Genomic DNA, 18,981 nt, shown 5'->3' on the forward strand with positions numbered 1-18,981 from the left:
GTGGGGGGCATGTTCAGTCATAAAAACCAGGAAGCCAGAGCGTCACGGCTGGTACATAGGCAATCAGGCCAACCACACCGAGGAGTACCAACAGGAACGGCCAGATATGGCGGGCTATGGTCTCGACCCGCATTCCGCTAATACTGGAGGCGACAAAAATGGAGTAACCAACGGGAGGCGTTACCATTCCAACGGCAAAGTTAATAACTACCATGGCACCTAGTTGTATAGGGTCCAGACCAATCTGTTGACCCAGACCAATCAATACCGTGCTGAGAATCACCATGGCGGAGATGTTATCCATCACTGCGCCCAGAACGAGCAACATGAGATTGATGATCAACAGGAGAAGAAACGGATTTGTGGTCAGCGCGAGCAAGCTTTCTGTAAGTCTCCCGGGGATCTGTTCGCTGGCCATAACCCACGCGAAACCATAGGCAACAGCGATAATGAACATGATGACAGCCGTTGTACGCATGGATTTGATCAGGATGGCAGGGAGTTCCCTGAACTGCAGATCGCGGTAAAAAAACAGGCCGATCAGAGCGCTATAGAATGCGCCTACCGTTGCAGCCTCTGTGGGTGTAAAGATCCCGCTATAGATACCCCCAAGGATGACCACGGGCGCTAACAGTGCCCAGGACCCATCGCGCAGTGCAAACAGAATGTCTGCTTTGGTTGCACGGCTTTCCCTGGGTATTCCCATGCGCCGTGCATACAGAACACTGACGACACAAAAGCCAGCCGCTGCAATAAGCCCGGGAATAATCCCGGCGAGGAAAAGTCTGGAAATGGACTCCTCTGCAAGTACGCCCCAAACGACCATCGGGATAGACGGTGGAATCATTTGGCCAAGCGGTCCCACGGCGGTAGCCAGTGCTGCGGCATAACCCCGTTTATACCCCTTGGCTTCAAGCTCATCGATCATGATCGAGCCGACTGCCGCGGTAGTCGCTGGCGCAGAACCGGAAATTGCCCCGAAAAACGTGCCGGCCACGACAGTAGACATGGAAAGTCCACCGGTCAGATGACCAAAAAATACCGATGCCACTCGCACAAGACGGCGGGAGAGCCCGCCCGCGCTCATCAATTCGCCGGCAAGAATGAATCCGGGGATAGCCAGAAGGCTGGAAACTGAACCACCTGCCAGAAAGCGCTGGGCCATGATCATGGGGTTGCTGTCCGCCATCCAGACGCCGACAGCTGTGAGCAGGCCCAGGGTAATGGCAATGGGGACCCCGAGAATCAGCATGACAAAAAGACCGACAATCATGACTGAGCCGATGTCACCCATTGTTCACCTCAGGCATATCCCTGATCCACGTAGGGCGCAGCAAGAGAACCACCGCGTGGAAGATAATCAGACCACCGCAAACGGGGATTGCCGCATTCTGCAGCCACATCGGGTACCGGACAGCCGCCGACACGCGGTTCGCCGTAAACACGGTATAATCCCAGCCCGTCGTGAGCAGGATATAGCCGAAGATTAACACTAGAATAACGATGGCCCGCTCGAAAACTTCAGCGGCCACACGGGGAAGGGCGTCCAGCAAAAGTGCGACCCGGACATGGCCAAAGTCGCGGACAAGAGCGCTTGAAAACAGGAATATGGTCCAAATGAAAGCGAGGGTAGCGACCTCATCGCTCCAGGCCAGAGAAGCGTCAAGTACGTAACGGTAGAAGACCCCGACGAGGAGGCTGCCCAGCATAACCAGCGCGCTCATCGCCCCCAGAAGGTAGGAGATTCTGACTACCCAGCGTCCGGCAGTATCCACATGACGATACATTGAGAAGATGTCCCACGAAGATCGATTTCCAATTTATGTCGGCGCTCGGTGTATGCCTGCTTATTCGCTCACCTGGCCCAGCGCCTTGTCGACAAGGTCGGCACCGATTTTGTCACTGTACGCATCGTAAACGCTGGCGACTTTGGCTCGGAAAGCCTCGACATCGTCAATGTCATTGACCTCCATACCGGCATCCTTGATTTGTTGCAGGATGTCTTTTTCATTGGCGGCCACAGTTGCCCGCTGGCGTTCGATGGCGCGTTTGGCGGCTTCACCGACGGCGCCTTGAAGCTCTTCCGACAAGCCGTCGAAGACGTCTTTTGAGATCAACAACGCGAGGGCGTTGTAGGTGTGGTTGGTCAATGAGAGGTACTTTGTAACCTCCGGGTATTTGTTAGCAAAGATGACTGCAAGCGGAATCTCCAGGCCATCGACAGTGCCCTGCTGTACTGCAGTAAAAACGTCACTCCAGGCCATTGGCGTCGGGTTTGCGCCAATCGCACGGAAGCTGTCGATAAACAGGTCACTGGGTTGGACACGCAGCTTGATACCCTTGAAGTCGTCTGGCTTTGCCACTGGTCGTAAATTATTGATGGTATGCCGGAAACCTGCCTCGGCAAAACCCAGTCCTATGATGCCCTGGGCCTCAAGTCGCTTGAGCAATTCCTGACCGACTTCGCCGTCCAGCACCTCATGAGCCTGGGCGCTATCGGCGTAAAGAAAGGGGAGATCATTGAGCTGAAACGCCGTCTCCAACTGGCCTACCTGGGTGCCGGTGATCACACCAGCATCCATAGTGCCAAACTGTAGCCCCTCAAGCATCGCGGTATCGTTACCGAGCTGGTGATTAGGGAAGAACGAAACGTCGAATTCACCGGGTGCTGCGTTTTCGAGTTCTTCCGCAAAGTAACGAGCGGCGATGGCGTAAGGGTCTACCTCGCTATCGGAGGTCGTCCATCCGAGTTTGATTTCGGTGGCGGCGAAAGCGCTACTTGCAAATAAAAAGACAGCAACGGTGGAGGCAAAAAGAGAGGTGGATCGAGTAAGGGTATGATTAACCATCTGAATCTCCGGGGGTTATTCTTATAGCCGGTTAGATTAGGGATTGGCCAGGAGCCAAGAAAATAAACAATATCAGTGTAGTGCTGATTTTCCGGAGTGCAATGTTGTAAAAGACGAGAACCGGGGGCAGACCCTGGCTTTTGCCCCTGCTTTGCCATTTCGTTCTGATCGCCTCATGTCCATGTTTCAATTGCCACGCTCGATCGCATTATGACCTTGTCTTTTCCCGGCGGACAAGCGGCTCCAGTACCTCGCGGTTATGTGGTTGATCGAGCAGATGGAGCAAACGAATGACAGGATCGTACAAATCATCCGGCATTCTGGCTGTTACCAGCGCCGCCTGCTTTGGCCCCCGGTACGCCATTTCCGGCTGGGCCACCAACAGCTCGGAAATCACCGTCGGATCAATGGATAGACTCAGTGCCAGATAGGGTCTATCGGCAGTGGCTTCCACAATACGTGAGTTCACCGGGACATTGACGGACGCAAACAGGCACTCGTCCTGGCCATAATGAAATACCGTATCCCCAATCGCACTGACCTTGGCGCCCTGCAACACCATGCAGCATGAGGTCTGATACAGGGCCCGAATGGTGCCGCTGGGCTCAAGAGACCGGGTAAGGCGCAAGCCATCAATTGCGCACTCAGGGCCATGGGAAAGCCACTGCTGCTCGACGAGATCGCGGAGCAGCTTCCGGGCTGAGGCTTTTCGAGTTGATAGGATCATGCAAGGACCTGAGAGTTTTTGCCAGCCGAATTTCCTCTATCTCACCGTAACATGAATCCCGCATCCTGCACCGGCAGGTTCTTCCGCAAAGATGAGGTGATCGATTATGACAACGCCCAATATACCCCAATCCACGAATGACGCCCCTCTCCGTATCCGCACACTGGGTAAGTCGGGTTTGTTTGTATCCGAGTTATGTCTGGGCACGATGACCTTTGGCGGCGGAGACGATATGTGGGGGCTGATCGGCCAACTGCAGCAAGAGCAGGCCGACAAGCTGATGACAATGGCGCTGGACGCAGGCATCAACTTCATCGACACCGCCAATGTATACGGCGGGGGCTCCAGTGAGCGCATTGTGGGCCAGTCGTTGAAAAATCTTGACGTCCAGCGCGAAGACGTCGTGATAGCCACCAAGGTGCTCGGCCCGATGGGCGCAGGCCCGAATGCCCGCGGTGCCTCCCGGGTGCACATCATGAACGAGTGCAAGGCCAGTCTGCAGCGCCTGCAAACCGATTATATTGACCTGTACCAGATCCATGGTTTTGACCCGGCCACGCCGATGGAAGAAACCTTGGAGGCGTTGAATACCCTGGTTCAGCACGGCCATATCCGTTACATCGGCCTGTCGAACTGGGCCGCCTGGCAAGTGATGAAAGCTGTTGGTATTGCCCAGGCCCGCCGGTTGTGTCCGATTTTGTCATTACAAGCCCACTACACCATTGTTGGCCGGGACGTGGAGCGGGAAATCATTCCCATGCTGGAGTCCGAAAACATCGGACTGATGGTATGGAGCCCATTGGCAGGTGGCTACCTTTCTGGCAAGTATGAGGGGCCGGAAGCATCCGAAGAAAATCGCCGCGCGAAATTCGATTTTCCCCCTGTTAACCGCGAACGCGGCAGCAAGGTCATCGACGTTATGCGAGAGATTGCCGTAGGTAAGGAGATCGACGGCCATCCGGCCAGTGTTGCTCAAATTGCCCTCGCCTGGCTGCTGCACCAGAACGCTGTTAGCTCGGTGATTGTTGGCGCGAAACGGGAAGACCAGTTGCGGGATAACATTCAGGCGGCGCGCATTCGCTTGTCAGACGATGAGCTGGCGGCTCTGGAGAACGTCAGCCGCCTGCCCGCGGAGTATCCGGGATGGATGTTGGAGCGACAGGGCGAGTATCGGGCTCATATGAGGGCGTAGTCTCCGACAGTGCCCCTTCGATTTTGCCGGAAACGAGAGTTTATGTATTGAACGCCTCCTTGATATCTTCAATCGAGGAGTGCGCCTTCGTCGGCGATGGGCTCATGGCGAGCAGGAAAACCGGGACAGATTTATTTTCTGGTCGGGAGCGTGGTTTGATCGGTATGAAACTCCCCAACACCTCGGTTAACGTTTGTGTTCGATGTACCGAAGGGATTCAGTGCCATAGACGCAAGGAGAAGTTTATGCCCGTCTAGGCCACAATTATTGCGCTGAATTTTCCCCTTACGTCGCTCCGAAAATAAATCTGTCCTGGTTTTAGGCCAACTGTGATTTGGCGCGGCAGAACCCCTTGCTCAGAACACTTCTGCCGCGCAGACGCATAGGACGGGTTTTTGCAAACTGTCGGAATGGATCAGGCTTTACATCTGCGTCTTGCCGCACCCATGCAGAGAAGACCAAGACCTAGTAGGGAAAGGGTGGCAGGTTCTGGAACGGTGGTTGGCTCGTCAACTTCGAACGGCTGTGTCGCCATGTCGAATGGTGAATACCCAACCGTGCGAGCCAGCGACGCTGCGCCTGTCGTTTTGTCTATGGTATAGATACCGCCACCGCTCGCGGTCGGTCCTGTCGCGTACAGCAACCCGTCGAGCGAAAAGCCGAGCCCGAAAATAGAGCCGGCGACGCCGAAGGATCCAACAAGCGACTGCGCCCCGGTTGTCTTGTCTACCGTCACGAGCGATACTCCGGTCGAGGTCGAAACGGCGCCATACATTGAACTGAGACTGGTTGGATCAACGGCTATGTCGCCTGCGTAACCGTATGTGCCACCTCCGATCAAGCTGGAAATGCCGGTGCCGGGATCTACCTGATAAAGACTTGCGCCTGAACCGGCATACAGAAATCCATCGCGACCTTCCCCAAGCGCATTGCCCGGAACGGAGCCGCCGACGTTAGTCTGCACATCAGTCGTGAGGTCGTACGTGGATAGCGCTCCACTGCCAGCTTGGATGTAGATGGTGTTCGCTGCTGGCCCCGAGGAAATGCTGAAAGCCCCGGTCGAGCCTGCAATGAGCGTCTCAGAATATGCGGCACTCGAATCGTATGAATACAACGCGCCGGAGCTGCTGTTAACGTAGATGAGTGTAATCGGAACTGCATTCGCCGCCATCGGCGCCAGCAGGACCGCGAGTAAGCCCAGATAGGTGCTTTTTGTTCGTGTCATAGGAGTATCCCCAAATTAGGTAATTCATCAATCCAGCATAAATAAAGCGATATCCGTACCAGGTTTGGATAACTATCTTTATCAGTGGGTTGAAAGCACAACGAACAAGCGCACGCCCTAATATGCAAAAAAAGTTGACAGAATTGAGGGCTGTTTCGAGTGGAAAACCGGGACAGATTTATTTTCGGTCCGATTTATTTTCGGTCCCGGTTTTCCGAGCAACTCCGGCAAATCCAGAAGGCGCAACAGAAACGACTCGTCAATTCGCTGAAACGAGAGTTTATGTATGGAACGCCTCCTTGATATCTTCAATCGAGGAGTGCGCCTTCGTCGGCCATGGGCTCATGGCGAGAGAAGTGGTCACCTCCGGCGCGACCATCGCCGGGTCCAGCGACAGGATAACGTAGCCACCGACGGCGCCGGCGCCGAAGCCCGGAGCGAAAACCAGCGACCGTTTGCTGACCGCCCCGTCGAAGACGGCGTCGGCCAGCGCAATCGGGATGCTCGCCGCAGAGGCGTTGCCGACCTCGGCGATGTTGAAGTAAATGTCCTTGGCGTCGATCCCCTGGGGCTCGGCGATCTCTATGATCATTGTCTTGTTGGCTTGATGGGGCACGATTATGTCGATCTCAAATCCGAGTTCGGAAAGCTCGCCCATCATCTGGTTCAGGTAGCGCTTGACCAACGCCTTGACCTCGGGGCCATAGACCGTGATGTCGTTGTCGAAGTCGTGATTCGGCCAGATGATGGAGTTCACCTGACTGGCGGGTCCGCTCGCATAGGTCTGGACCACATGAATGTCACGTTCACCGTCGGACGGCGCGATCACCATGGCGGCGGCGCCGTCGCCAAAGATCATCCGCGACGGTCGGGCATTGCCGATCTTGTCCGAGAACTTCTCGGCCATGACCAGCAGGACCGGACGTTCGATCTCCCGCAGCAAGCGGATCGCCTCGGCGACGCCATACGGGAACCCGGCGCACGCAGCGACCATGTCGACCGAGCAATGGGTCTGCATGATGCCCAACTGGCCTGATAGCCAGGTGGCGGTCGACGGGATCAGGCGGCTCGAGGTACAGGAGCAGAACAGCACCGCACCGATCTCCTCGGACCCGCGACCGGCATGCTTCATCGCTGCCCGCGCGGCCTCAAGGGCGATATTCTCCAGTGGCTCGGCGGTATAACGGCGCCGTTCGATGCCGGTTTTGTCGGTGATTTCCTGCGCGCTCATTGGCGACCACGAGGATGGGGAGTTCCGGACCACATCCTCGTTTGAGCAGATGACCTCACCCTTGCGGATTGCCAGCGCCTCGACTTTCGGTTGGATCGGCGCATTGTCGCCAATTACCACCGGCGGATAGGGTCTCACGGGCTCGACCGCTGGATCTGGCGTCGGCGCCTGCTTCGCGTCGGTGGTACCACTCTTTTCGCGGTTGATGAAGTCGAGCACGTGGCGGTTTTTCGGATAAAACAGCACGACGATGTCGTCATCCTGCATGTCGGCCAACGGCTTCAGCCTGGCCTGGCTCCGGTCCCAGGGGTGCTGGTTGTGCAGCACCATCGCCCAGCGCCGGAGCGCCTCAAGTTCGGGCTGCTCCTCTGAGACATCAAGGATGTCGTCGACGCTGTAGCGCGGATGGTCGGGATTATAGTTGCCGAGGGTGGTCGTCTTGGCATCGCCAGTGGCGAGCGCCTCGGCAATCGTGGCTTTGATCGGCGGGAGTGACGCTGCCAGGTAGAGCTTGTTTGAGAAGCCGTCGAAAAGTGTGTCGAACAGCTCGTCCTCCGCCGTTCCGTTCCACTTTGCCGGCAGTTGCTCGTAGGCCTCGCGGACACCTGCGGACTTGGCTGCGCGCCCCTCCCAGGGCTGCAGCAGAGGCACGAATACATCGTCGCGGGTGCGCGGGACATCGCGCCAGCGCATCGGTTGCTTGTTGTACATCACCAGCGGGTACCGGTTCGCCCAGAAAAGGTGCAAGCCGATATCACGCAACAGATCGTAGCGCGTCGCATAGCCACCTGCCGCCGCTCGCTCGGCGATTTCGGTGCCAGTCGGCGCCTTCACTTCGAAGTCGCGCCGAATGATTGCCTTCAACTGGTTGAGATCGGTGATGATCGAGAAGTCGAGCTCGGTAAAGATGCTTGAGGGAAACACCAGTTTGCCATGTCTGTTCAGTCGAAACGGTTTCATGAATGCTCCGTGCAGATTTTGCCTGCGTCTCTGCCGGCCTCGGGAACCAAAGCTTGCCCCGATAATTCGCCAGTTTCTCGTTGTTGTGTACTAGGCAGTATAGTCGCGATTCGCCCAAGGCCAACCCGGCGGCCCAGGTGTTTCATATCATTTTCGTTGACCATATTTGCCTCCTGACGGTATGGAGTTGTTCCACCGATTCTGCAGCCCGTGCCTGGTTATTGTTATGATCTTTTCATTGGTTGCCATGGCCGGATCGCTTTAAAATGGTGATCGGGGAGTAAGTTGGTAGGATGCGTGCGATGGTGCTTTCCGTTGGTGGCAAAAGTTTGTTCCTTGTTCTGGCGATGTTGCTGGGAGGATGCGCTGTACATGGTTACCGTGCGTCGCCATTGCCGGACGCCGTTGTCTCTCAGTCGTGCCAAACGATGCTGCAGAACTGGCAGCATCAGGTGACGGATGCCAGGGCCTTCGAGGCCACAACCACACCGGTGCCAGGATTTCCTTATCTGAGGGTGAACCGTTTCCTGGCCAGCTTTGATCACAGTCGGCTGAATTCGTCTCAGCGTAATGAGTGGTTAGCGGCAGCATGGCGCAATGCAAGGCAGGCATGGCTTCTGGAAGCGGCGAATCTTGGTAGACCGGAATCCGACATTGCCCCTTTGGTTACCTGCGCCGAGGCTGGACTAGCAATGTTGAGCGCCGATCGGCACGCGTTTCTGGCAATGGCAAAGTCGGTCCATGTACCGGATGACTATGTGACCTGGCAACGTGCCGTTGGCCTTTATCCTGTCGTGATGCCACTGGTAAGGTTCCGAACCGACAATCTGTTTGCTGAACTGCTGGACGCGTTTGAAGATTATCGGCCGCAGTATCCCCGAATTGTCTATAAGCCCAGCCAGGAGCCTCAATACAGTGACAGTCAACTCACTGCCCTTATGAAGGCTTCTCGTTCGCGCAGTGCGCTGGGCATTCCCCGTTTCAGTCCTGATGAACGTGCGACCCTTTTCGCCACGTTTGCGCCTGTCTGGGTGGTTGAACAGCGAGGTGACGATGACCGGATCGGAATACCGGGTCGCGGGGAGGACGGGCTGGAGTTTGAGCCCTTACCGGTGGTTTACCAGAAACTGAGTTATACCCGCTGGGGCTCGCTCAGCCTGCCTCAACTCAGCTATCTGATTTGGTTCCCTCGCCGTACTGCCAGTGGGTCATGGGATATCCTGGCCGGCGAGCTGGACGGGCTTTTGTGGCGCGTAACACTGGATGCGCAGGGCAAACCAATGCTCTATGACAGCATTCACCCCTGTGGGTGTTTCCACCTCTGGTTTCCGGTTCGGGGTCAGCTGAGTCCCCGGCCATCCCGTGATATCAGCGGGGAGAAGCCGGCTATTGGTATGTCGTTGCGGCGCGAGCTTCGGCATCCCGCGCTGAGTATCGCGGCCGGTAGTCATTACTTGGTGGGTATTCGGCCCTGGGGTTACGGCCATGAACACGACCATTCAGCGCTGGATAGCCAGGTTTATGAATGGCGTGATTATGCGTCGCTGCTAACACCGTCACCATCAGGCCATCGGCTGTTTTCGCCCACCGGTTTGGTAATGGGGTCTGAGCGGCCAGAGCGGTTTCTTCTGTGGCCGATGGGGGTGCCTTCTGCCGGTGCGATGCGTGAGTGGGGGCATCACGCCACGGCGTTTCAGGGCAGAAGGCATTTCGATGACGCGAATTTACTGGACCGCTATTTTATTATTCCGGAGCAAGACGTAGATTGATACCTTGATGCGCCAGCAGTTCCTGTAACATGCTATAACTCAGCCCCCATATGCAGTAACCCTGATATCGGCAACAGGGCATCTTTAAGGTGCCGAGACGGGTACGCCAGAGAAGTTTGCTCTGGTTCTCTTTTGCTGCGAGGTAGTCAAGGGAAATCCAGACCATCTGCGCGACTTCGTGGTTCGGCGATACCGCCTGTGCTCCCCGCCACTCATAAACATAAGGTGTGATGACCATAGGTCGTAAGCGGCTGTGTTGGCGGGTAATAAGATCAGACAACCGGGCCTGAAAGTGGCCATGGCGAACAAGGTCGACACCGGTTTCTTCAAGGGTTTCCCGCTCGGCCGCCGCCCGGGGTGTGGCATCCTCCGGTTGCATACGCCCTCCGGGAAAGGCCATGTCCCCGGACCAGGGATCTCCTGCCCGACGGGCTCGCTGGATAAACAGCAACTCCACCCCACCGTCTTCGGTCTGTCGATAGATTAAAGCCACAGAGGCCCGGGCAAGGCGACGTCGGAAAGGTAGCTCATGGGGCCGCATGTTGAGCTTCCAGCGTTTGGGTGTCACAGAGCGTTGTCCTTTGTTGTCCGCTGACGGCCTGTCTATTCTGCGGTATCTGCCTCGTCTTTGGATTCTAACCGGGTCCTTCCTTGCCAACCTGATCTTTGTCGAATTGAGAGTGGGTGCCATCACAGTAAGGCGCATTGCCGGTGTGTTTGCACTGGCACAGGAACGCGTGGCCGTCTTCTTCTGCCGCGAAGCTTTTGGGGCTAAAACCCGTACCTGCGTGAGAACCGTCGCAGAAGGGTTGGTTGCTGGAGCGCCCGCAGGCGCAGAACATGTATTTTTTGCCTTTCTCCAGCGTGACTTTTTTTGGCTTGTTGTCTGCAATGATGGGGTTGCTCATAGATCGTCTCCTTGTTGTTGATATAATTTACGGTTCTGCCCTTGATGCAGATTGGGCTGGTTTTTAGAACGAACAGGTTAATAGAGTAGTCGGAAAACGACTCTTTGGTTCACAAACCCGACATCCGACAGGCCGCTAGATTCTAGTGGCGAAATAAATCACACAATAACTTTTCCATTTTTCAGGTTGTTGGTTTTATAGTTGTTTTTTTTGGCAGTTGAACCTGCGCAGGTTTTCCATTAAACCTGGCCCCACTCTCAATGCGAAATCAGCTCTCTTAACCCTTGGAACAGGAGACCGGCAATGGCGGAATTATCACTTAAGGAACAACTGACTAACGCGGTAAAAGACGCGATGCGTAAGAGGGATAAACTCCGGCTTGTCACTCTGCGTATGGCTCAGGCTGCAGTCAAACAGATCGAGATCGACGAGCGCCGCGACCTGAATGACGAGGACGTTCTGAAGGTACTGGACAAAATGCTCAAGCAGCGCCGCGATTCCGCCCGTCAGTACGACGATGCCGGTCGCGAGGAACTGGGCGACAAAGAGCGGGCGGAAATGGTGATCATTGAAGAGTTCATGCCCGCCGCACTTACTGAGGATGATCTGGACGGCCTGATCCGTGAGGCAATCAGCTCAACCGACGCCCATGGAATGCAGGACATGGGGCGTGTGATGAACGAGCTGCGCCCCCAGGTACTGGGTCGGGTCGAAATGGGCCACTTGGGCAAGAAGGTGCGGGCCGCGCTGGCCAAAGGGTAAGCAGGTTTTTTGGGATACGTTATGGCAAAGCCCACCGAAGCCCGGCAGCGGGCGATACTTGAGCGGCTGGATAAGTTCAGCCGCTTTACCGATAACAGTATCGGTATTCCCTTCACTCGATTCCAGATCGGAGCTGAGGCCATTATTGGCCTGGTGCCGGTGGTGGGCGACGCCGCAGGCCTGGTGTTATCGGGCTATGTGCTGGTCGAAGCTCAGCGGGCTGGGGCCAGCAAGGATGTGAAGCTGCTTATCCTGCGCAATATGGGTATCGATTTTGTCGGTGGCCTGGTGCCAGTGGTGGGAGATGCCTTTGATGCCATTTACAAAGCCAATACTCGCAATACTCGATTGCTGAGACGCTATCTGGAAGAGCAGCTTGCCGTGGAGCCGCCTCCGCCACCCTTTCCCTGGAAGACCTTGATCGGGCTGTCCATCCTGTTTGGAGTTATTACGGCTGGTCTGATGCTGTTTTTTTGACAAACTGGACAAGAAACAACTCAGTGGCGCGGATTACTGTCACCAGAGGAGTTGTCGTCGGGTGAGTGATCATCGGATGAGTTGTCATCCGGTGTGAGGTAGTAATCCTTTTCCTCGAATGTCTTCATATCAGGATCTTCGATGTTGTTCCTGCGACGGCCCTTATAAAGCCAAAAAGCCAGAGCAGCACCAATAATGATAAGCACGATCCACTTCATGTCTGTTCCTCCACCCAGTGATATATCTTACATTCAGGCATGCCGCAGGGCGATCCGTCAATGTTGATCGTGCCATCGTGCTCCAGCAGCTTCAGGCTGCGCCGGAACGATAGCTTGCGAGCCGCATATCTCTCTTGAAAGCCGGGATGCACGCGAAACCCTCAGGACAGAGTGACAAGTAGGTCGTTAATCGCCCGGGCAAAGGGCACCGGCGAATCTTCTTGGAGGAAGTGGCCGCCTTTGAGGGTGACATGGGGCTGATCCTTCGCACCCGGAATCCGTTTTTGCATGTACGCGGCACCGCCACGGGTAATCGGTCGCACCCGATGGCCAGCCGCCGCGCATACGGGAATCATGTGGCGATAGAGATAAGACCAGGAAGGCTCCCCGTGCAGCATGAGAATCGGGCTGGCATGCGCAGGCCCCTCATCCACGTAATGCATTCGCAGGCTGTCGAGATCAACGTAGTGCGGCTCGAAAGGATAGTCGAGCGGTTTTTTAAAGCGCGTGTCCCTGTCTATCCGGGCTCAGCCGGCAGGCGCCCACAGACTTTGCAACTGTCCAAGCAGTGAAGAACCAACCCCTTGATCTCCCAGGAAGCCCATAATAATCGGTACAAACTGTTGGATCATGGCGCTGTCCATGCCCAGCGCCGAGAAGGCTGACTGCACACCACTCATGGACGAAATATTGGAGAGCAGGCTTTCGCCCAGACCGCTGTTTCCTCCGGACAGACCGGGCAAGCCCGAAGCTTTGCTGGTCAGAGCGCTCATGGTGCTGGAACCAAGCTCATTTTTCGCCAGCTGCAATAATGCACCGGTGCCACCAACCGCCTGAGTTTCGGTGATGCCAAGCTGGTTCTGGAGCGTGCCTACCAGTTGTTGGGCTTCTCCACTGACTTCTGTTGCTGAAGAGAGGGCTTGTGTCCCGCTGGATAAGGCATCATTCAGGCTGAACGCGCCAGCGGTCGGGGCCAGAAGATAGATGCTTGAAACAAAAAGGAACTGCTTGATAATAGCGTTCATTGTGATGTCCTGCGGGGAGGGTTGTCGAGATTACGTTGATATGTTGGGGGCTTGTGGCGAAATAAAAGTGCAGGCAATCGAGACATGTTTACGTTTGAGCACCAATGGCACGGCCACTCCGAAAATGCCGCTGCTCATGCAGACGGCAAACACGGGTGTGTCAATCTGTTCTTCTTTTGCCACACCATCGCCCAGACAATACTTCTTTGCTCAAGCAAAATCGTATTCTCCGCCTTTTTCAAGGGCGCTCTGGTAAGCGGGCCTGGCGTGCACTCGCTTCACCCACTCGGTGATATGAGGCCGGGCTTTGCCGACGATCCCCCGGGCTACTGAGGCTTCCAGCGGAAAACTCATCTGAATATCCGCTGCGCTGAGATTGTCCCCGAGAAACCAGGTGCTTTTCGCGAGGTGGAATTCCACAAAATCCAGGTGGGTTTTGATCATCGGGCCGATGAAAATCTCATTGGTTTTGTCTGCGATGCCTTTTGCTACTGGCTTGATGAAAAACGGCATCGGGCTGGTTTTTACCTTTTCAAATACCAGGCGCATAACCAGCGGCGGCATCAATGAGCCTTCGGCGTAATGCAGCCAGTAGGTGTAGTCAAGCCACGCCTGGCCTCCGCCCTCTGGCAGCATGGTATCTTTGCCGTAGGTGTGGGCAAGGTATTCAATAATGGCACCCGACTCCGCCACCACCAGGCCACCGTCGGTGATAACCGGTGATTTGCCCAGCGGGTGTATTTTTTTGAGACTTGCCGGCGCCAACATGGTTTTCGGATCACGCTCGTAACGCTGGATCTCGTAGGGTACTCCCAGCTCTTCCAGCATCCATAGAATGCGTTGTGAGCGGGAATTATTAAGGTGATGGACTGTGATCATGCAGAGACTCCGTTCGCTTCAAAAGAATGGGCAGGTTAAGAGAGTAGTCTGCAAATGGCTTTTTGGTTCACCGCCATTGTGTTTTAAGTCGCTACCTTCGATTACGGATGGCAACGGCATGGTTTTTAAGTTCTTTAATGATCTCGGGCACCTTGAGGGGCAATAAGCCCCGGACCACCTTTAAAAGGTAAATAACAACATTCATCCGCTTGTACCAGAACACGCGGCGAATCTTATCCTTCATGGGGTGGTAGCCTTCCATGTAGAGTTCTTGCACGAATTTGGCGTTGTTGGTGAGGCTGTAACGGCTTAAGTCCAGTGGCACCACTATGTCTGCCTTTTTCAGTTGCTTGCGGGTATTGAAATCGATAGCGATGTTGATGGCGTTGCTGATCACATCAAATGTATCGTCCGGTTTCGGGTATTGGCTGACATGGCTCAGATCAACGGCGACGATAATACCCGCGCCCATTTTGGCGAGCGGCGAGATCGGAACATTTTCGACCAGCCCTCCGTCTACCAGAATCCGCCCATCCACCTCCACTGGCACAAACAGGCCGGGCACAGCCATGGATGCACAAACGGCTTCCGCCAGATTACCTTTCCGGAATACCAGTTGCTGGCCAGTTTCGATATCCGTTGCACAAATAGCCAAGGGAATATCGGCATCTTCGATTCGACAGTCTCCCAGATCCCGGTGGATCATTTCCCGAATGGCTTGCGTGCTGAACAAACCACCGCGCTCCAGGGTAAAATTGAGTATCTTGGACAGATTCAACGTTGAGCCAATGGAAAGTATGGACTCTGCTGGGCGCCCGAACGCGAAATAGCTGGCGACCAGTGCGCCCACACTCGTACCCGAAATACAATGAATCCGGATTTGCTCTTCCTCGAAAGCCTTTAAAACGCCAATGTGGGCAATACCCTTGGCAGCACCGCCCCCCAGAGCCAAACCGATTCGGGTATTAAAGGGATTGAGCTTCATACATAAGGGCCTGAGGATGTTTCAAGGGGAAAACTTCGGGCCGATTCTAACAGGCTTGGCCGGGCCCCAAGCTCAACATTATAGTTGCGGAAAAACCGAGGTTGTGAGGAAACCTTCGAACTCTGACGCGGGCAGGGGCCTGGAGAAAAGGTAGCCTTGGCCATAATCACACCCGATTTCCAGCAACAGACGGCATTGCGCCTCCGTTTCGACCCCTTCTGCAATGACCTCCAGGCCGAGCCTGTGAGCCATCATGACAATGGCTTCGGAAAGCACCAGGTCGTTCTGCTCAGTTTCAAGATTTTGAATAAACGACTGATCTATTTTGAGGTAGTCGATATCGAACCGCTTGAGATACGACAGTGCGGAATAACCTACACCAAAGTCATCGATGGCAACCTGAATCCCTGCATCCCGGAACCGAAGTAGCTTATCTTTAACTCCATCGCTGGCATTTAGCAGCAGGCCTTCGGTAATTTCGATGCTCAGGTGCTTTTCTTCCAAGCCAAGAGCTTGCAGGTAGGCCAGCCAATCAGTCATATTCAGGGCGTCACTCTGAAACTGCACCGGCGACATATTTACCGATATCTGTAAGACGGTATTAAACAACTCACACCAGCGTTTTGCCTTGGCCGCTGCCTCACGAAATACCCAGTCGCCGATTCCGACGATCAAGCCGGTCTCTTCCGCCAGAGGAATAAACTCAGCGGGGCTGATCATTCCGCGCTCTGGATGATTCCAGCGAATCAGCGCTTCTGCCTTGCTGACGTTTCCGGTCGTGAGATTAATGATGGGCTGGAAATGAAGCTCGAACTGCCGGTTCTCAACCGCCGAGCGCATATCATTTAATAGTTTCAGGCGATTCTGGGCCTCATCATGCAGGGACTGGGTAAAATAGCTTAGGCGGTTTCGCCCCGACGTTTTAGACGCATACATGGCTTGGTCGGCATTACTGATTAACTGGCCAGCCTCACAAGCGTCACCCGGGCAGAAGGTGATGCCGATACTGGCCTGTACATAGAGGGTTTCGCCATCTATGGAATAAGGCTCTGCGAGCGCGCTGATGATTTGCTCCGCCACCGCTTCGCCATCGATAGTATTCGCGAGTCGGGGCAGAATCACGGTGAACTCGTCACCGCTCATGCGGGCCACGGTATCGGAGCCCCTTATACAACCGTTAATTCGTTCCGCTGCTTTGATTAGCAACTGGTCGCCCACAGGGTGCCCGTGGGTATCGTTAACATCCTTAAAGTGGTCAAGATCAATAAATAGCAGGGCAAGTAATGAGCCTTGGCGTAAAGATTTTCGAATTTCCTGCTCCAGACGATCCTGAAACATGTACCGGTTTGGCAAACTGGTCAAAAAATCGTAGTTTGCCTGGCGCCAAATCAGTTCGTCTGAGCGGAGTTTGTTGGTGATATCAGAGCCCATGATGACATGACGCTGGGTCTCCCCTTTATCATTGCGAATGACATTAACGGTGAGCCATGCCGGAAAGGCTTCGCCATTTTTACGGCGACTCCAGACCTCGCCCTGCCAAAAACCCTGGCGAGATACTTCTTGCCATATAGCCTGGAAGAAATCGGCTTGGTGGCGTCCAGAGTGAAGAAGAGAGGGGTCTTTGCCCCGGATGTCGTCAAGTGTGTAACCGGTTATTTTGGTAAAGGCGGGGTTGAGTGCAACGACTCTGTTGTTGGTATCGGTCACCAGCACGATTTCCGTGCTGTTGTGGTAGATGGACGATGCAAGGTGGAGTTCTTCTTCCGCCTGGATTCTCTCGATGGCAATACCAACCAGATTGGCCGCGTTTTCTATTAATGAAATTTCTTGTTCATCAGGAAAGCTTGGTTCTGCCCGATAAATAGCAAAGGTACCTAATACCCTACCTGATGCAGAATGGATGGGCTCTGACCAGCACGAACCAAGACCTGCCGTGGCTGCAAGTTCTTTGAAGTTCTCCCAGTAGGGATGAGAGGCGATGTTTTCGACAACAATGCGCTGTCCTGAAAAGGCAGCGGTTCCGCAAGAGCCAACACCCATACCAATTTTTACGCCACTGATGGCCCTGGAGAAAAAGTCGGGCAAGCTTGGAGCTGAACCACTCAGAAGGTGTTTTCCTTCATGGTCCATGAGAAGAATCGAGCACATGGACTTGGGGTAAATCGATTCGGCCGATTTGATGATCTGCAACATGATCTCTTTCAAAGAGCCGCCTCTGGCGACTTTTTCCAGAGTGCGCCGCCGCATTTTCTCGCGTCGTTCTGCCAGCTTTCGGAGTGAAATGTCCTCAACCAGCGATACCGTATACGCGAGGCTGCCGTCAGCATTGCGAACGGCACGCACGGCCAGATGAACATCGATTATGTCGCGAGATTTTTGGATAAACCGCTTTTCAACGGACAACTCATCGATGGAGCCGTCGATCAATTGCTGAAAGAGAGCATTATTACCGATCAAGTCATCAGGATGGGTCAGGTCCGCCCATGTCGTGGCCATGATTTCTTCGGCTGTGTAACCAAGCATGTCGCAAAGCGCCTGATTGACCTCTATCCAGCTTTTATCCGGGCTGTTGGCCGCCATGCCAAACATGGAGCGCTCGAAATAGGCCCGGAAATGCTGCTCGTTGGCACGGAGAGCTTTCAGGGCGCCACGGCGCTCTCTTTCACGATCAAAGTTGTCGAGGGCGAACGTGATGTTTTGGGCAAGTTCGTCGAGAAGTCCAGTCATTTCACTGTCGAAAAAGTCCTCCACCTCATGATAAACCGACAAAACCCCAAAAGGTTGGCCATTCCGCTGGATGGGGAAATAGGCCGTCGCTGATGGCTGGTGACCTTCCGGTTCAGAATCAGCAACTCCAATCCAAGCCATGCTGATACCGTCGAGATCGGCTGCGATCCGGCAAACGAGAGGAAACAGTTCTTCTTCATTACTGATGCGAATAATGGCTTGGTTTATTTCGCTAAGTGCCCGGTACATTTGGGTTAGTCTGTGAATGCGGGCATTCGCTGAGGTACCTGGGGTTATAGCCGGCGCGTCAGGATGCCTTCTTTTTCGATCTGCCTTACTATCAAAAAATGTAGACATGGCGCGGCTCTCAGAGACAAGAAGTCTATTGATAGAGTGTTGATCCTTTTGGCGTGAAGTTCAAGCAGGTTGCGGGGCGGAGCCGAGTGTTGGACAGGTTTGCGGAAAGCAATTTTCCCATGGCCTTCAATTCCTTGCTTAAGGTTGTTGAGGGCTGCAGTTATGGCATCTGGCTGAGCTTACCGCGTTGATCTAACGGTCGGCAGGTTTTGTCAGCCCTGCCTCCACGATGTTATTAAGGAGTAAACACCCAAAGTCTGCATTCTGAGGGCGCATTTTCATACCCTTCATAGAGATAGACCGTCGGCGGATTATCTGCAGAAATGCCGCCCACTACTCCAGTCATCATGTAGGGGGGGTGCCCACTCTTCATTAACTTAAGGCGTCGTTTCATCCAGGCGCTGTGCTCTTTCTCATACTCCGCCAGGTACACTTTCTTCTGCTTTTCTTTGTTCTTTCCTGAGTAACACTTTATCCAGAATAGTGCATGGTCAGTTTTCTTGTCGTCGGTTGCGCCATCTGCAGCATATCGGTTATCGAACTCCGTCATATTTTTGTAATTTTTCATGCCGCCAAAAAAATCCTTGTTTTTTGCGCGGGCTTTCAGATCTTTCAGGTGCTTACCGTCCGGATCTTTTTCACATTTCAGATGCTTAGCCATAACTATATCCCTATATTCAAAAATACCAG

General features: G+C 54.5%; 19 protein-coding genes. 4 read left to right on the top strand and 15 right to left on the bottom strand.

Annotation, left to right across the window (positions count from 1 at the left end; all coding sequences use genetic code 11):
• Positions 1-13: 13 nt before the first annotated feature.
• The 4 genes from ACN0V1_RS03675 to ACN0V1_RS03690 form a co-directional block, all read right to left on the bottom strand.
• A complete protein-coding gene (locus ACN0V1_RS03675) occupies positions 14-1,294 on the bottom strand; it encodes a TRAP transporter large permease (protein WP_417543703.1) in 1,281 nt (426 codons plus the stop codon).
• A complete protein-coding gene (locus ACN0V1_RS03680) occupies positions 1,287-1,787 on the bottom strand; it encodes a TRAP transporter small permease (protein ID WP_417543704.1) in 501 nt (166 codons plus the stop codon). The genes ACN0V1_RS03675 and ACN0V1_RS03680 overlap by 8 nt, the downstream gene beginning before the upstream one ends.
• A gap of 60 nt (positions 1,788-1,847) precedes the next feature.
• A complete protein-coding gene (locus ACN0V1_RS03685) occupies positions 1,848-2,849 on the bottom strand; it encodes a TRAP transporter substrate-binding protein (protein ID WP_417543705.1) in 1,002 nt (333 codons plus the stop codon).
• Between the two features lie 208 nt (positions 2,850-3,057).
• On the bottom strand, positions 3,058-3,576 hold the full coding sequence (locus ACN0V1_RS03690) for an AraC family transcriptional regulator (protein ID WP_417543706.1): 519 nt from the start codon (positions 3,574-3,576) through the stop codon (positions 3,058-3,060).
• 106 nt (positions 3,577-3,682) lie between these two features.
• On the opposite strand from ACN0V1_RS03690, the gene ACN0V1_RS03695 reads away from it, so the two are divergent.
• Positions 3,683-4,768 (top strand): aldo/keto reductase, encoded by a 1,086-nt coding sequence (locus ACN0V1_RS03695; RefSeq protein WP_417543707.1) that lies wholly within the window; start codon positions 3,683-3,685, stop codon positions 4,766-4,768.
• 415 nt (positions 4,769-5,183) lie between these two features.
• Here the strand turns inward: ACN0V1_RS03695 and ACN0V1_RS03700 are convergent, their stop codons facing one another.
• Positions 5,184-5,993, bottom strand: coding sequence for a PEP-CTERM sorting domain-containing protein (locus ACN0V1_RS03700; RefSeq protein WP_417543708.1), 810 nt, complete (start codon positions 5,991-5,993; stop codon positions 5,184-5,186).
• Positions 5,994-6,273: 280 nt separating this feature from the next.
• A complete protein-coding gene (locus tag ACN0V1_RS03705) occupies positions 6,274-8,184 on the bottom strand; it encodes a 3-oxoacyl-[acyl-carrier-protein] synthase III C-terminal domain-containing protein (protein WP_417543709.1) in 1,911 nt (636 codons plus the stop codon).
• 302 nt (positions 8,185-8,486) lie between these two features.
• Here ACN0V1_RS03705 and ACN0V1_RS03710 point away from each other — a divergent pair, with 302 nt between their 5' ends.
• Positions 8,487-9,953: a hypothetical protein gene (locus ACN0V1_RS03710; RefSeq protein ID WP_417543710.1), complete on the top strand. Its 1,467-nt coding sequence runs from the start codon at positions 8,487-8,489 to the stop codon at positions 9,951-9,953.
• Here the strand turns inward: ACN0V1_RS03710 and ACN0V1_RS03715 are convergent.
• Complete coding sequence (locus ACN0V1_RS03715; RefSeq protein WP_417543711.1) at positions 9,928-10,521, bottom strand: NUDIX hydrolase; 594 nt, start codon at positions 10,519-10,521, stop codon at positions 9,928-9,930. The two genes, ACN0V1_RS03710 and ACN0V1_RS03715, sit on opposite strands and share 26 nt — an antisense overlap.
• A 67-nt stretch (positions 10,522-10,588) precedes the next feature.
• Positions 10,589-10,861 (bottom strand): CDGSH iron-sulfur domain-containing protein, encoded by a 273-nt coding sequence (locus tag ACN0V1_RS03720; RefSeq protein ID WP_417543712.1) that lies wholly within the window; start codon positions 10,859-10,861, stop codon positions 10,589-10,591.
• 303 nt (positions 10,862-11,164) lie between these two features.
• Between ACN0V1_RS03720 and ACN0V1_RS03725 the strand changes: the two genes are divergently transcribed.
• Positions 11,165-11,623 carry a GatB/YqeY domain-containing protein gene (locus ACN0V1_RS03725; RefSeq protein WP_417543713.1) on the top strand — a complete coding sequence of 153 codons (459 nt, stop codon included), beginning with the start codon at positions 11,165-11,167 and terminating at the stop codon, positions 11,621-11,623.
• Between the two features lie 21 nt (positions 11,624-11,644).
• Positions 11,645-12,100 carry a DUF4112 domain-containing protein gene (locus ACN0V1_RS03730; protein WP_417543714.1) on the top strand — a complete coding sequence of 152 codons (456 nt, stop codon included), beginning with the start codon at positions 11,645-11,647 and terminating at the stop codon, positions 12,098-12,100.
• Positions 12,101-12,120: 20 nt separating this feature from the next.
• On the opposite strand, the gene ACN0V1_RS03735 is transcribed toward ACN0V1_RS03730, so the two are convergent.
• The 7 genes from ACN0V1_RS03735 to ACN0V1_RS03765 form a co-directional block, all read right to left on the bottom strand.
• Complete coding sequence (locus ACN0V1_RS03735) at positions 12,121-12,318, bottom strand: hypothetical protein (protein ID WP_417543715.1); 198 nt, start codon at positions 12,316-12,318, stop codon at positions 12,121-12,123.
• A 161-nt stretch (positions 12,319-12,479) separates the two neighbouring features.
• On the bottom strand, positions 12,480-12,761 hold the full coding sequence (locus tag ACN0V1_RS03740; RefSeq protein ID WP_417543716.1) for an alpha/beta hydrolase: 282 nt from the start codon (positions 12,759-12,761) through the stop codon (positions 12,480-12,482).
• Positions 12,762-12,845: 84 nt separating this feature from the next.
• The gene (locus ACN0V1_RS03745; protein WP_417543717.1) at positions 12,846-13,343 is read right to left on the bottom strand and encodes a DUF2780 domain-containing protein; all 498 of its coding nucleotides are present in this window, start codon (positions 13,341-13,343) and stop codon (positions 12,846-12,848) included.
• Positions 13,344-13,553: 210 nt separating this feature from the next.
• Positions 13,554-14,222: a glutathione S-transferase family protein gene (locus tag ACN0V1_RS03750; RefSeq protein WP_417543718.1), complete on the bottom strand. Its 669-nt coding sequence runs from the start codon at positions 14,220-14,222 to the stop codon at positions 13,554-13,556.
• Between the two features lie 91 nt (positions 14,223-14,313).
• Positions 14,314-15,207, bottom strand: coding sequence for a patatin-like phospholipase family protein (locus ACN0V1_RS03755; RefSeq protein WP_417543719.1), 894 nt, complete (start codon positions 15,205-15,207; stop codon positions 14,314-14,316).
• A gap of 78 nt (positions 15,208-15,285) precedes the next feature.
• A complete protein-coding gene (locus ACN0V1_RS03760; protein WP_417543720.1) occupies positions 15,286-18,183 on the bottom strand; it encodes an EAL domain-containing protein in 2,898 nt (965 codons plus the stop codon).
• Between the two features lie 343 nt (positions 18,184-18,526).
• Positions 18,527-18,952, bottom strand: coding sequence for a hypothetical protein (locus ACN0V1_RS03765; protein ID WP_417543721.1), 426 nt, complete (start codon positions 18,950-18,952; stop codon positions 18,527-18,529).
• Positions 18,953-18,981: the final 29 nt, after the last annotated feature.

It is taken from the genome of Marinobacter sp. (assembly GCF_048266785.1).
GTDB lineage: Bacteria > Pseudomonadota > Gammaproteobacteria > Pseudomonadales > Oleiphilaceae > Marinobacter.